Here is a 14,352-nt window from a genome sequence, read left to right as displayed (position 1 = left end):
GTTCGGGTTAGCGCTGCTAGCCGGCGGTTTTACGGCTTTGATGAGCTTTTAGCGCGCAGCTTTTGCTAGGATATGCCATGATTCGTTTGCTCTTCGCACTTTCGCTCGGCCTGATGTTGTTCACGGCCGCGGGGAACGCCGACACGCTGAAGGACGGCGTTCCAAATCTCTCAGTCATTGGCGAGGCTTACGAGGACGTCGCGCCCGACCTGGCGATCCTGCGGTTCGGCGTCGTCACCGAACGGCCGCTGGCCGCCGACGCCGCGGCGGAAAATGCGCGCGCGGTCGAAGCTGTTCTCGCCGAGCTCAAAAAATTAGGCGTTCCCGACGCTGAAGTGCAGACGCAAGGCGTAACGCTCGCGCCCGTCACCGTCGACGAGCGAGACCCCAAGACGGGCAAACCCAAGACATCACAAAAGTTTTTCCGCGCGCGTAACGATTTGCGCGTGCGGGTGACTCGAATCGAACAGGCCGGCGAAATCGCGGGCGGTCTGATCGACAAGGGCGTCAACAGCTTCGAAGGCATTGACTTCGAAATCGCGCATCCCAAGCAGCGGCTTGACGCATTGCGGCGCGAAGCGGTCAAGGATGCGGAGCGGCAGGCGAAAATCTATGCGGAGGCGGCCGGACTTCGGCTGTCCCGCGTGATCGAAATTCGTCCGCTCGAGGAGATCGACGCGCGCCCGCGCGCCTATGCGGCGAAGGCCGCCGGGACTCCCGGAGCCGCCGAGATTCCTTTGCGTCCAGGCCTGGAGCGTCTCTCGGCGCGCGTGAACATCGTCTGGGGACTCTCGCGCTAACTCGCTCTGCCTGCTGAAGCGGCGAAAGCGGGCGCGGCTGCTCGTAATTTGCTCGCTTGAAGCCGTATCGCGCTGCACAATTTCACGCTAAGCTCGCGTTCGCGACTGGTGGGCCGCAATGTGAGGGGTCGCTGATGGCTCATGTCATCTTTTACGAAAAGCCGGGCTGCGCCGGCAATGCGCGACAGAAGGCGCTGCTCGTCGCCTCTGGACATGAGGTCGAGGTTCGAGACCTTCTGACCGAATCCTGGAGCCCCTCGAGCCTGCGTCCTTATTTCGGCTCCAAGCCGTTGCCGGAATGGTTCAACGCCGCCTCGCCGCGCATCAAATCCGGCGAGATCGACCTAGAGAAAGTCACGCCGCAGGAAGCATTGGTGATGATGATGCTCGATCCGGTGCTCATCCGTCGCCCGCTGATGCGCATCGGCGACCATTGCGAGGCTGGTTTCGACTCGGCGGCGGTCGACCAGTGGATCGGACTTAAGCGGACCGATGAAACTGTCAGCGATGTATGCGTGCGCTCCATAGCAAACGACACTTTCTAGCCTCCTAGGTAGCGCTGCTCCGCCATAAACGTGGCGCTGCCAAACCCCTCCCGACGAACCATAATATGCTAGTGGCTCGGTTCGGCCATGCGCAGCCCATATCAATTGGCGCGGCTGCCGTGACCGTGGGGAAGCCGGGGAGGAGGAGCCCTAAGAAATGCAGCCTTCGGCGGAAGGAAAGGAATATTGGGCGATCGGAGCCGATGCGGCGCTTGAGCGCCTGGGCGTGACGCGTTCGGGCTTGAGCAAGGCTGAGGCAGAGCGGCGGCTCGCCGTCCATGGCCCCAATCGCCTCCCGGCCGGCAGACGGCGCAGCGCCCTGGCTCGCTTCGCGTTGCAATTCCACAATGTGTTGATCTATGTGCTGCTCGCGTCCGCCACGGTCACGGCGCTGATGCAGCACTGGGTCGACACCGCCGTCATCGTCGCGGTCGTCGTCATCAACGCCATCATCGGGTTCATTCAGGAGGGCAAGGCCGAAGAGGCCATGGAGGCCGTCCGCAACATGCTGTCGCTGCATGCGACGGTCATTCGAGACGGGCAGCGCGTCGTCATCGACGCGACCGATGTCGCGCCTGGCGACATCGTCTATGTCCAATCGGGCGACAAGATTCCGGCGGACATCCGTCTCATCCGGGTCAAATCTCTGAAAGTGCAGGAGTCGGCGCTCACCGGCGAGTCGCTGCCCGTCGACAAGGACCCGGCGCCGGTCATGGCGGATGTGCCGCTCGGAGATCGGGCGCCGATGGCCTATTCGGGAACCGTCGTGACCTACGGTCAGGGAACGGGCGTCGTTGTCGCCACGGGCACCGCGACCGAGATCGGGCGCATCAACGCCATGCTGTCGGAGGTGGAGACGCTTACCACTCCCTTATTGCAGCGCATGGATGAATTCGCGCGCTGGCTCACGGTCGTCATTCTGGTCGTTTCCGCCGCCGTTTTCGCTTTCGGCGCGCTGGTCTGGGGATTCGACACCGGCGAGATGTTTATGGCGGCGGTGGGGCTTGCGGTTTCGGCGATCCCGGAGGGATTGCCAGCGATCATCACCATTACGCTGGCGATCGGCGTGGAACGCATGGCGCGGCGCAAGGCGATCATCCGCCAACTGCCGGCGGTCGAGACGCTGGGCGCGGTGACGACAATCTGTTCGGACAAGACCGGCACGCTGACGCTCAATGAATTGATTGTGCGTTCGATCGTCATTTCCGGCGGGACTTACGACACGACCGGATCGGGATACGATCCGCATGGCGGCTTCTTGCGCGATGGCAAGGATGTCGTGGTGCGCGAGGACGTTCACCTGACCGCGGCCTTGCGCCCTCTTGCGCTCTGCAACGACGCCGTGCTGCGCGAAATTGACGGCGCCTGGAGCGTCGAGGGCGATCCGACCGAAGGCGCCTTGCTCGCCGCCGCCGTCAAAGGCGGCGTCAATCTGGAAAAGCTGGCGCTGGAGCTGCCGCGCACGGATGAGATCCCCTTCGAGTCGCAGCATCGCTTCATGGCGACGCTGCATCACGACCATGAAGGCGTTGGCTATATTTTCGTCAAGGGCGCGCCCGAGCGGCTTCTCGAAATGTGCTTTTGGGAAGAAGGCGTGCGTGAAGAGCAGCGTGCGATCGACTGCAGTTGCTGGCTCGCGCGCATCGATGAAATGGCCTCGCGCGGGCAGCGGGTTTTGGCGGTCGCCTCCAAGAAAGCCGAAGAGGGTCAGCAGCAACTCGCATTCGGCGACGTTGAAAGCGGGCTCGTCTTTGTCGGTCTCATTGGCCTGATTGATCCGCCGCGCGCCGAGGCCGTCGAGGCGATCCGCGCATGCGCGACTGCCGGCATGTCCGTCAAAATGATCACGGGCGACCACGCCGCGACGGCGATCGCCATCGCCCGCGAACTCGGATTGAACCATCCGGATTCAGTGCTCACCGGACGCGACCTCGACGCGATCGGCGACGAGGCGCTCGGCGAGGCGGCAAGCGCCACGACGGTGTTCGCGCGCACCAGTCCCGAACATAAGCTGCGACTCGTTCAGGCGTTGCAGAAGCGCGGCGAAGTCGTCGCGATGACTGGCGACGGTGTCAATGACGCGCCTGCCTTAAAGCGCGCCGACATCGGCATAGCGATGGGCGTCAAAGGCACCGAGGCGGCCAAAGAGGCCGCGGAGATGGTGCTTGCCGACGACAATTTCGCATCGATCGTGCATGCGGTGCATGAGGGCCGCGTTGTCTACGAAAATTTGAAGAAGACGATCCTCTACATCTTGCCGACCAATGGCGGCGAGGGCCTCACGGTGATCGCGGCGATCGCCATGGGCGAGACCCTGCCGGTGACGCCGGTACAGATCCTGTGGATCAATTTGATCACCGCGGTCACGCTCGGTCTCGCGCTCGCGTTTGAGCCGCCCACCAAGGGCGTCATGCTGCGCCCACCGCGCCAGTCGGGCGAACCGATCCTGTCCCGCTACTTCATCTGGCGCATCGTCTTCGTCTCTTTCCTGATGCTGCTCGCGACCTTCGGCCTCTACGAATTGGAGAAGGCGCGCGGCATGGGACTCGACAGCGCGCGAACGGTCGCGGTCAACACGCTCGTCGCCTGCGAAGTCGCTTATCTCTTCAACGCGCGTTTCCTTTCCGAGTCGTCACTCTCAATGAAAGGCCTGTTCGGCAGCCGCGCGGTGCTGATTTCCGTCGCCATCGTCGTCGTGCTGCAGGCGCTGTTCACCTACGCGCCCTTTATGCAGGCGCTATTCAACACCACGCCGCTCGATCCGGAGATATGGTGGCATATCGCCGGCGCGAGCGTCGTGCTGTTCCTGCTCGTTGAGGTGGAGAAAGCCATTTTCCGTTCGCCTGCCAAGGCTCCCGCGCCTCGCGGCGCTCCTGCGGCGCCGGCGACCGGCGCAGCCGCTCTCGTGGCGCCCGGCGAGTGGGTCCGACCTGTCGTCGCCGGTTTATTGGGGCTGCTCATCATTGTCGTGAGCGGCGCGTTCTATCTTCACACGCGCGTCAGTCTCACGCGTGAAGAAGCATCAGCTGGTCGAACGGTCGTCGTCAGCGGCGTGATCGCCCCGGTCGCGCAGACGCCGATCAATGCGCCTGCGGCAGGCGTGGTCGCGACGCTCTCTTGCGATGTCGGCGCGCAAGTGGAGAAGGGCGAGACTTGCGGGACGCTCGCGCCGTCTTTCGTCGACGAGGCTCTGGCGCGCGCGAAAAGCGCTCTGGCGGCCGCTGAGCGGCAACTGGCGCCGCGCCGAAGCGCACAGGCGAGGGCGCAGGCGAACCTCCAAAGATTGGAGGCGCGTTCGGCAAGTCGCGCCCCGAGCCGCAAGGCGCTTGTCGCGGCCCGAGGCGCCCTGGCGCGCGCGCAAGCGCAACTCGAAGGCGCCGAAGCGGAAGTCGCCCTGCGCCGCGAGGCGGTGACGAAGGCGGAGGCGGGTCGAGCCGGCGCAGCGCTTGTCGCGCCTATCGCCGGTTTCGTCTTAGAGCGAACGGCTGCTGTCGGCGCGCGCGTCGAAGCGGGCGCGCCCCTGTTCATCATCGCTGACGCAAAGACCTTTCGGCTTCGAGGGAAAGCGGAGGGGGAGGGCGCTTTGACGATCGCGCCGGGCGCAGAGGCGGTCGTGACAAGTGAGTCGGTCCCTGGCCGGACGTTTTCAGGAAAGGTGACAGAGGCGCGCCGAAGAGAGTCGGGCGCGTCCGTCGCCGTCGTGGTCGAGGTCGATAATCGCGAGCTGGCGCTTCGACCCGGGATGGAGGTTTCGGCGCGCATCGGAATTGTGGAGCGCGAAGCCTCATCGAGCGGCCTGTGAGCAGGCGCGGGCCAGAGACAATCCGAAAATGGTCTCGCGCCCGCGCGGTTTTTTCTTCTGGCGCTCCGATCGTCTTGCGTTCGCCGAGCGTTGCGGACATTCGGACATCAGAGCGGAATTACGGTGCTGCTAGCAGATCCAAACCCAGCCGCCGGGGGCCACTCTCCAGCAAGAACCAACGCCATAGGGATGCCAACGGCCCCTCCAGAAGCGCCCTTGTCCGCCATGACCCCAGTGTTGGCCACGGTCCAGACGGCCGCCATGACGCCAGCCGCCGCCGCGACCAGCGTCCCAGCCGCCGCCTCGTCCCTTATCGCCGGCTCGACCGATGTCGCCGCCTCGACCCATGTCGCCGCCTCGGCCCATGTTGCCGCCTCGGCCGATGTCGCCGCCTCTGTGATCGCCGGGCGCGGCCAGCATAGCTGATGGCAGAGCGAGCGCGCCCGCCAGTGCGAAGACTAGGGATACTTTGCGTAGCATGGCTTCCTCCGTATCAGACCAGAAGCAGAGCGCCATCAGCGCTCGCTTCGCTCTGCGGGATGAAGCGAACTAACTACGTCACAGGGTTCTGGCGACAATAACACGGGGCTTTTTTTATTCTTTGTTTCCAAGCTGATACTTGTCAGATTTATCGGTTGCGCCGGATCAATTATTGGTGGTGGACGCAGTCTCAGCGAACCGGTCTCTAACGCGCTTTTTCCCTCAGAGCAGGGAAAAATGCAGGGAAAAGGAAAAGCTGAGGGAATCGTACACGACCTGCCCGCCCCTGAGAGTCCGGCGCAACGTTCCCGAGCCTTCGGTTGACGCCTGTGCGACGCAGCCTTCCGGGCATCCGGCATTGGAAGCATCGATGGCCCGCGTGATCAAGCAGCAAAAGCAGATAAAAAGGCTAAGATCATCCGACGGGGACGCGGCCAGCAATATCGCGTCGGCGCAGATCCTTGCGGATGAGCGGCCGATCGAGGGGCGTTCGAGCGGTCAGCCAGTTGTGGGCCTGCGATGTCGCGTCGACTTGGTCGTCGTGCGTTGAATTTGGGAAGCCAAGGAGCTCGTTCAAATAGGTTGCGAGCCACGGCGCCGATTCGGGCAGATGGACCTGTCCGGCTTCGAAACGAGCCGCTTGCGCCAGAAGCCTGGCGAGCTTGTCCTGCTCAGGCCGTTGCGCGATGGCCCGCAAATGACCGGTTCGAATAGAGATCCTGGGCCAACGCCCGGCCGAGTTCCGTATCCTCGATTAACGTCGCGCTGGCGTTGTGGCGTTCGTGCAGTTGAATAATCGCCCGCCGTAGCTCTGGGGCTTCGAGCCTAGCCCGGTAAACATCGAGGAGATAAAAATCTAGACCCTATGCTCCCCAAACCGCGCCTACCGACCAATCGCTGGTCTCAGATAGCGTCGACGCCGTGTCCCATGAAACCACGACGCGGTCGAAGAGGCAGGGGGGACCGCGTAATAGCGTAGCCAGTCTCGTTTGATCACGTTGCCGCCCATGGGAACGGGCGCTTGCTGATACTGTGCCGAGAAATTCATGCTGCCCTGGGCGCGGCGAATGTCTTCGAGAATATTCATAGGTTCGCGCATTTCGTGCAAAACCTCTCCGGCGCGTCGAACATAAATGTCGTCTGGTCGATCGCTTAGCCGAAAGGATTTGTCCTCGGCGGCGATCGCCGGTATCGAGACGACCTCCCATACGTCGGGCTCGAGGTCGTCTTGATGCAGTCTTTGCATGACAATCACGATGGCCTCGTTCTGCTTATCGTCGAGACGCGTGCAGAGCGTGCCGATATAGAAATCCCAGACACGCCGACGTTCCGCCTCGGAGAGCGCGTCCAGCGCCTTGATCGGATCGTCGATGACGATCAAATCGCCGCCACGACCCAGAATGGCGCCGCCGATCCCCGAGGCAAAACGAAAGCCCTTGGCGCTGGTGACATATTCGTGGCGGGGTTGGACCGATGAGCGCGGCTGCAAGGCTGGGAAGAGCGCGCGATACCAGTCGCTCTCCATCACGTTGCGCGTATCGATCGCGAGCTTCTTAGCGAGCTCATCGGCGTAGGAGACCGCAATGATACGCTTCGTTGGATCGCGCCCAAGCGTCCAGGCGGTGAATGCGACGCTGACGGTGATCGATTTCATCGACCGGGGAGGGACATTGATAATGAGACGCTTGATCTTGCCGCTGGCGACTTGCGAGAGCCGCCAGCAGATATGGTCGATGTGCCAATTGTGATGATAAGCCTTGCCGGGCTCGAGCGTGCGAAAGGTTTTTTCGACAAAGCTCGGCAAATGTTGCCGGTAGAGCGCGCGAGTGATGCGGGCGAGATCAGTCATCCTCGCCCTCCTGATCGCTGCAGGGTTGCGCGCATTCATCCTCGACTAAGTCAGGCTTCTTGCACTGTCGCTTGTGGAAAGGTTTAGGCTCCGATCGGCGAGGACGCGCTGAAGGATCGTAATATCCTCCTCGCTTGTCTCGGCAGCGCCGTGACTCCGTTTTTGATCATCGAGATTATATTCGGACGATCATAGCTAACCTCCGCAGCTATCTCCCTCTGGCTTTTAATGCTAGACAGCGCTGCAATCTGCTTGGTCAATAACCTGCAAAGAGCAGTATCGGCGTGCGGTGCGGAGAATCGCCTTGCGTGCAACAACAGTTTCGTCAACGGAGCGCTTGGTCATAATTTTCATTTCTTATGTAAGTCTTGCATCGGTGACTTATTCATCGATGCACACAACATATAAATAGCAATTATTAGTAGGATAAACGTGGGACGTTTAAGGACTTGTGCTTTCATATCGAAGTGGGTTCGCTCCACTGCGAGAATGACTTTGGCCTTGATCGGATCGATGACTGGCTATCGGAGCCGCGTTCTGCGGACTCGAGCAGCTCGCTCAACACCACCGCGCCGCCATCGCTGGCGTCGTCGACAATCTGACGGGTTGGGGCCCAGTAGTGAGATCAGACGGATGGCGCCCGGTCGCCGGCGCCGTCTGCTCCGCGCATGATGGGCTATTCTGGCCGTTGGTATGCCGAGCCCGGCCCATCTTGCTTCGCTGGCGACAGGAACCACAGCACCGCGGCAACGAGCAGCAGTGCGGGCACGTCTCCAATAAGGTGACCTCTCTCGTGTTCGTCATAGATGGACTGTGCCGCCATGATGCCGGCATGCACAACGCTCGACCAGATGGCGAACGAGATCAGGCTCCGGTTCGCTGAGGGATTCCGAGCCGCCAGGATCAGGTAAATGCCAAGGACCACATAGACCCCGGAGATCATCTGCAAGTAATAGTCGCCCTGTCCGCCGTGCCATTTCCAGCCAGACGGCCAAACCAGACCGAGCGGGTAGACGAGGCACATGATTATGCCGAATGCTACAAGCGCCGCTTTGAGAAGCTTTTCGCGCGTGTTCTCATTCATGCTGAAATTTCCCAAGTGGAATGACACAAAACTCCCCTAAAGTAGGGCGCTGCCGAAGGTCCGGAACAGCCCAGCCTGGACGTAGGGAACCAAGCGTCTGATCGCCCGTCTGCTGATAGGAGTTGTCAACTTGGTCGCCGTCGAGCACCTCGATGGGCGTAGCGCTCACAGCGCCGTGGAACGAATGTCCAGCAAAAGCGTTGACTTAGCATAGACGCGGCGGCTGCCGTGCCGCAAGAGTTGCCATAAAGACGCATTTGAGAGCTTCCGCGCATCGAGATGGGAGCGTTGCACGTTCATTTTCAGGAGGCGGCCATGGAGTCGGCGCGATACCGAGTTTTGTTGCGCGTAAAGGATGCGTCCGAACTGGCGACGATTGAAGCCGACACTGGATGCATGCCCCGGCGCCGGCTTGAGGACGGCACGCTGGAAATTGTCGCGGAGATCGACGCCGACGCAATCAAGAAGCTGAAACGCAAGCGCACCGTGCAGATGGAAGTTCTGGCGAATGCGACCGAAGAGGGGAAGCGTTCGGCCGGCGAGGTGTCGCGGGGCAATCGTTACGCGGATGGAAAGCTGCCCAAGCCACTCGGTCTGAGAGAGGTGCGCCGTGTGGACTAACGTCGACGAAATCGAAACCCTCATCCAGAACTTCGCGTCGACCTATCCAGCGATCGCCGAGCGCATCACGCTACCGGAGCAGGCGGTGAGCGCAGAGCCTGGCGTCGCGCCGCGAACGGTGACGGCGCTGCGCATCGGCGTGCACGGCGCGGGCGCAGTCGACGGCGCGCTCCTCATATTCGGCCAGCATGCGCGCGAATGGACGCCGCCGGAAATTGCGCTTGAACTTGCCGGAGCTCTGTTGGGCGCCTATACGGCTGGCAGCGGCGTCACCTATGGCGGCAAAAGTTATTCCGCCCCGGATGTCCAACGAGTCCTGAACAACGTCAATGTTTTTCTTGTTCCATGTGTCAACCCGCAGGGGCGTCAGCACAGTCTCGATCACGACACGACCGATGCGGGATGGCGGCGCAATCGCAATGCGATCCCCGGCTCGTCATGCGTTGGCGTCGACCTTAATCGCAATTACGACTTTGCGTTCGATCTAGGGAAATATTTCGATCTCGCCAATCCGGATGTAACGAGCCACACCTCGGACGACCCGTGCAATTCTAATCAGGTCTACCATGGGCCGAGCGCCTTTTCGGAAACCGAAACGAAAAATGTTCGCTGGTTGCTCGACACATATCCGCGCATCCGCTGGTTCATCGACATTCACGGATATACGTTCGCGGGTGAGATCTACTACCCGTGGGGCGATGACGAAAACGAGACGACAAATCCGGCGATGAACTGGCGCAACCCGGCGTTCGACCATCAACGGGGCCGCTCGGGCGACGGGGTCAAGGAATACATCCACCCCAACGACCTCGCGATTCATCAATATCTCGCGAATAAGATCAAGACCGGCGCCGATCCGGTGAACGGTCGCGCCTATATCACGCAGCAGTCCTTCGCCTTGTATCCCACCGCCGGCGCTTCCGACGACTACGTGTGGTCGCGACATCTGGTTTCGCCATTCGCCTCGCGCGTCGAGGCGTTTACGATTGAGCATCGCGCCAGCCGGTTCAAGCCAACGAGCCCTGAGCGCGAGGACGTGATCCGCGAAGTCGCGTCGGGTTTGCTGAACTTCTGCTTGGCGTGCGCATGCGGCGTTCCGGGTCTGACCGTAGAGCTCGTGACCTCGAATGTCGTGTTCAACCAATGTCCGGAAGGCAGAACGTCGAGCCGGCCGGTGATTGCCCGCATCACCGGTTGCGACGCTGCGACATTCCGTGTGATCTCGGGACCCAGCCGCACTGGCGGTTCGACGCGCATCAATTTCGGAACCGCGATTGCGGCCAGCAGCGTCGCCGCCGCTCCGTCGCCGATGACCCGCGAGGTCTTTTTATGGCTGACCTGCGCTGGCGGGATCGGCGGAGACGCCGCTTCAGGGACAGTGCGCGTCGAGTGTCCGGAGGCGGGTTTCGTGCGTGATGTGCCGATCACGGCGAATTTCGTTGCGGCGCCGAGAGCTGGCGCCGTGCTGGCGCTTGATCGATCGGGAAGCATGCAGGACGACGGCGGAGACGGACGCACACGGCTTCAGGTGCTGCTCGACTCGGCTCCCGCCTTCGTGGAGGTCTCTCCTCAGGGCGCGCGCGTCGGTCTGGTGCGTTTCGCGACCGACGAGGCGCCCGGCGCGCCGATGACGACCATGGGGCCTGAAGGCGCCGACCCCGGCGGACGCGATGTCATTCGCGCGGCGATTGCAAACCACACGCTGGCCACTGGAGACGCGAGCTTCACATCTATCGGAGATGGCGTATTTGCCGCCGCCAGCCTGATCGGTCCAGAGACGGGAGTCGACTTCAAATCGCTCGTCGTGCTGACGGACGGACACGAAAATAGATCGCGCTATTTGTCCGACGTCGCCGGCCTCATCAACAACCGCGTCTTTGCGATCGGCCTTGGAACGCCCGATCAGATTCAGCCTGTGGCGCTGCAGGCGCTGACCAATGGAACGAATGGCTATATGCTGATGACGGGCGCGCTCGACGCGAATGATCCGTTCCGTTTGGACAAATATTATCTGCAGATTTTGACCGGCGTGACCAACGATCAGGTCGTGCTCGATCCTGGCGGCTGGGTCCACTTTGGCGTTACCGAACGGATTCCATTCTATCTTAACGAAGCGGACGCCGCAGTGGACGCGATCGTCCTGACTCCCGATCCGCGGCTGCTGCAAGTGCGTCTGCAGACGCCGTCGGGACAGGTCCTCGACCAGACGCATCCGTCGATGACGTGGACGCAAGCCTCGCGCATCGGCTTCTATCGCTTCGCGCTGCCGGTGCCGGGCAAATTCGCGAGCGAAGGTCCGGGACGTTGGGAGATGCTGCTCGACTGGGGGCAAGTCATTCCCAGACGTGGCGCGAAATCGCATCGGCAGGAGATCGAAGGGTCGAAGAACGCGGGCATCCGCTATGAAGCGCTCGTGCACGCGCGGTCGGACGTCGAGATGACTGTTTCGCTCTCGCAGGACTCGCTCAAGCCGGGCGCGAAAGTGACGCTCCGCGTTCGCCTTGCGCAATATGCGTCGATTCCGCTCGATGGTGCGCGGGTGACCGCCCGAGTCACGCATCCGGACGGAGCGGTCGTGAACTTGACGCTGCCCGGCGCCGGCGATGGCGTCTACGAGTCCGCTTTCTTCGCCGGCGTTGCTGGCGTCTACACGGTGCGGATGACGTCGCAGGGACAGACGCTGCGCGGCTTCTTCTTCACGCGCGAAGCCGTTCGCACCGCCGCCGTCTGGGCGCGTGGCGATGCGCCGCCGCCGACCGGACAAAACGAAGGCGTATGCGAAAAGCTGCGATGCCTGCTCGAGTCCGGTGCGCTGAATCCGGATGTGCTGAAGCGTCTCGGCTTCGACATCGAACGCGCGCTCAAGTGCTGCGAAACCGAGGAGCGAATTCCAGGCAAGCCCCGCTGAGGAGTAATGGCGCATCGGAGCTGTTGCGTGGTCGCCGATGCTACGACTCTTGGAGTTGCTGCCCATGCGGTGGCGAGAAAGGGTTTGTCGTCTAGCTGAGGAAACCGATTAAACATCAGCAAATACGGAATGCGCGCTGTTGGTTCGCTCGTGGCGCATCGCTGACTTCGACATCGTTATCGCGAAATAGCCGAGAACTGGGCGCCAAGCGTTAGATTTTGATCACTAGTATTCTGGACTGCGCGACGATTAAAGAGGAACTCGCCGCCCAATTTCAGCGCAGCGCCCATAGACAGACGAGACGCGCCCGATCGTTTCCATCGAGCGCGCCCCTAACTCGCGGCTCAAAATCAAGGTCGCGGGCTTTTTTTTGAGAATGGAGCACCCAACGGATTTACGACGGGGACATCGGGGAGGCCGCGTTATCGTCATTGGCAAGTATGGAGGGGAGCTATTGGCCGAGCCCCCAACCGGTCATGGAATAGGGGCATCATTTCTATCTCTCGTCGCCGGTGTTAGCCTGCTCACGCTCGGGACATGGATCGGACCGACTTGGGAGGGCATAGTGTTTGACGCCCTTGGGATGGCTTCTTTGGTCGCACTTCTTTCGTTGTTTTAGCGTTGAAAGCACGCAGCTCTGATGAGGACGACATGTTGAGAAGGATTTTGGCCGCTGCGATCTTCGCCGCTGGCATATCCACCACGGCTTTCGCTCAAACGCCGCCTCCCGCTCCGGACTGCGCCGCCAGGGCGACGGAGAAGAAACTGCACGGCGCAGCGCTGAACGGCTTCATGAAAAAGTGCGAAAGGGACACCGCCGCTGCTTCCCGCGAAGCCGCCGCCGTCGAGAAAAAGTTGGCGGGCGCCGCCAAGACGAGCTTCGCGAAAAAGTGCGTTAAGGACTCGACCGCGAAGCCGAGCGCTCAATAACGCGCGCGGGCGCATGGCGCCGTCGCCGACGCGCTCGTTGAAAGGCTCGTGAAACGAATGCCGGAAATAGAGGCCGGCGGGGTCGGGGAGCGGTTGGCAACCTCCGTCGCGCGTCGGGCGTTGTCGCGGTCTATGACCGAGATCGCGGGCAGCACCACGGACTCCGCCTTCGTGGCGAGGGCCACGGCCGCCAGAGCGCTTCGTCTCATCTAGCATAACTTGAGACGATTGAAGATGATTGGCCAGCCTGATCCACTCGGCGACATGTTCGTCGCGCTCGACCGCGGTCAGCTCGGCGCGAGTAAGATTTTCGCTAACCTCCCACTGTCGAGGAATAGCTGATCGCTCAACTTCTCCCGAAGAGCCGCGATCCACACCGCATTGGCGCGTGGCGTGAAATGCACCCCGTCGTCGCTCATCTCTACGCGGCGCACGCCATTGAGCGAGACATGCGGATTGAGGTCCAACACCTCGATGCCTCGCTCTCGGCAAAGCTCCGCCATCATTGCGTTCGCTGCATCTATGCGCGGCGCTTCCTCTCTCTGGCCGATGTAAGGCATCAAGGTGAAGATCGCGGAAGCGTCCGGATTGAGGACTTGCAGCACGCCGCGGAAATCGCGTTCGATGTCCCGGAGCTGCGCGGCGGCGCCGAAAAGATCATTCAGACCTCCGTCGATGATGAAGCTCTGCGCCCGCGTTCGTTGCGCACGCTCTAACTGCCCGCCGATATCCGCAAGCCGCGCGCCGCCCTTGGCGAAGTTTATCACCTCGAAGGGGCGACACGACAGCGTGCGGAATGGGCAGCCGGCCGCGAGACTATCGCCGACGACGGCGATGCTGGCGGCGGCAGGTCCTAGAGCGACCGCCGCCAATACCGGCGCGATGGCGCCGAGAAAAAAACGTCGCGACGGAGCAGCGATATTCGAGCTCATACAAATCCTTGTCGCAAGGATGCATCGCTCGCGACGATAGGCATCGATCTCCTCGCCAGGTATCACCGGTATCCAAGCTGGCAAGATGAGGCCGGAATATGGCGGCTACCGCTTCATTGCTCATTTCGCTGCTGCCAAAGTGGCTTGAGCCTCCCATCTTGTTTCCCTGTGGCCAAATATTGGAGATCGGGAGAGTGAAGTCCGGCGCGAGTAGTTTCTAAACTGGATTCTCCGGCTTGCAGTGCCCGCATCTCGTGACATTCTTGACGCCAGATCCGCGAGCGATTGCAAACGCTTTTTTGCTATCTAGATGCGGGCCAAGCCATTCCGTAGTGAGATTTGCTTTTAGTCCCGGCCTTCGCTGGCCCCTGCCTTCATTGCAGTGAGGACAAGATCCTTTG

The 14,352-nt window shown here is 61.6% G+C and carries 11 protein-coding genes and 1 pseudogene; 8 read left to right on the top strand and 4 right to left on the bottom strand.

The window, feature by feature from the left end; translation table 11 throughout:
* The first annotated feature begins 77 nt into the window (after positions 1–77).
* The 5 genes from ACPS74_RS03645 to ACPS74_RS03625 all read left to right on the top strand — a co-directional run bounded on the left by ACPS74_RS03645 (position 78) and on the right by ACPS74_RS03625 (position 6,177).
* Complete coding sequence (locus tag ACPS74_RS03645) at positions 78–800, top strand: SIMPL domain-containing protein (protein WP_029651707.1); 723 nt, start codon at positions 78–80, stop codon at positions 798–800.
* 134 nt (positions 801–934) lie between these two features.
* Positions 935–1,345, top strand: coding sequence for an ArsC/Spx/MgsR family protein (locus ACPS74_RS03640; protein ID WP_029651706.1), 411 nt, complete (start codon positions 935–937; stop codon positions 1,343–1,345).
* 157 nt (positions 1,346–1,502) lie between these two features.
* Entirely contained in the window at positions 1,503–5,147 is a 3,645-nt protein-coding gene (locus ACPS74_RS03635; protein ID WP_029651705.1) for an HAD-IC family P-type ATPase, read from the top strand.
* 225 nt (positions 5,148–5,372) lie between these two features.
* Positions 5,373–5,573, top strand: a complete 201-nt coding sequence (locus ACPS74_RS03630) for a hypothetical protein (RefSeq protein ID WP_157055293.1) — start codon at positions 5,373–5,375, stop codon at positions 5,571–5,573.
* Between the two features lie 424 nt (positions 5,574–5,997).
* Positions 5,998–6,177: a hypothetical protein gene (locus ACPS74_RS03625; RefSeq protein ID WP_239754376.1), complete on the top strand. Its 180-nt coding sequence runs from the start codon at positions 5,998–6,000 to the stop codon at positions 6,175–6,177.
* A gap of 9 nt (positions 6,178–6,186) precedes the next feature.
* On the opposite strand, the pseudogene ACPS74_RS03620 reads toward ACPS74_RS03625, so the two are convergent.
* The 3 genes and pseudogenes from ACPS74_RS03620 to ACPS74_RS03610 all read right to left on the bottom strand — a co-directional run.
* Positions 6,187–6,324: pseudogene (locus tag ACPS74_RS03620) on the bottom strand (hypothetical protein); the annotation flags it as partial.
* 186 nt (positions 6,325–6,510) lie between these two features.
* Entirely contained in the window at positions 6,511–7,476 is a 966-nt protein-coding gene (locus ACPS74_RS03615; protein WP_239754378.1) for a hypothetical protein, read from the bottom strand.
* A 676-nt stretch (positions 7,477–8,152) separates the two neighbouring features.
* Positions 8,153–8,560, bottom strand: coding sequence for a DUF6632 domain-containing protein (locus tag ACPS74_RS03610; RefSeq protein WP_051381864.1), 408 nt, complete (start codon positions 8,558–8,560; stop codon positions 8,153–8,155).
* 315 nt (positions 8,561–8,875) lie between these two features.
* Here ACPS74_RS03610 and ACPS74_RS03605 point away from each other — a divergent pair, with 315 nt between their 5' ends.
* The 3 genes from ACPS74_RS03605 to ACPS74_RS03595 all read left to right on the top strand — a co-directional run bounded on the left by ACPS74_RS03605 (position 8,876) and on the right by ACPS74_RS03595 (position 13,019).
* On the top strand, positions 8,876–9,181 hold the full coding sequence (locus tag ACPS74_RS03605; RefSeq protein ID WP_018408040.1) for a hypothetical protein: 306 nt from the start codon (positions 8,876–8,878) through the stop codon (positions 9,179–9,181).
* The gene (locus tag ACPS74_RS03600) at positions 9,171–12,089 is read left to right on the top strand and encodes a M14 family zinc carboxypeptidase (RefSeq protein WP_051381862.1); all 2,919 of its coding nucleotides are present in this window, start codon (positions 9,171–9,173) and stop codon (positions 12,087–12,089) included. Before ACPS74_RS03605 ends, ACPS74_RS03600 begins: the two co-directional genes overlap by 11 nt.
* A gap of 651 nt (positions 12,090–12,740) precedes the next feature.
* The gene (locus ACPS74_RS03595) at positions 12,741–13,019 is read left to right on the top strand and encodes a PsiF family protein (protein WP_029652086.1); all 279 of its coding nucleotides are present in this window, start codon (positions 12,741–12,743) and stop codon (positions 13,017–13,019) included.
* 287 nt (positions 13,020–13,306) lie between these two features.
* On the opposite strand, the gene ACPS74_RS03590 is transcribed toward ACPS74_RS03595, so the two are convergent.
* Positions 13,307–13,951 (bottom strand): SGNH/GDSL hydrolase family protein, encoded by a 645-nt coding sequence (locus tag ACPS74_RS03590; protein WP_029652087.1) that lies wholly within the window; start codon positions 13,949–13,951, stop codon positions 13,307–13,309.
* Between the last annotated feature and the right edge of the window lie 401 nt (positions 13,952–14,352).

The organism is Methylocystis sp. SB2, assembly GCF_049817085.1.
Classification (GTDB): domain Bacteria; phylum Pseudomonadota; class Alphaproteobacteria; order Rhizobiales; family Beijerinckiaceae; genus Methylocystis; species Methylocystis rosea.
Note: the sequence above shows the minus strand (reverse complement) of the source record. Positions and strands in the feature narration are given on the sequence as shown.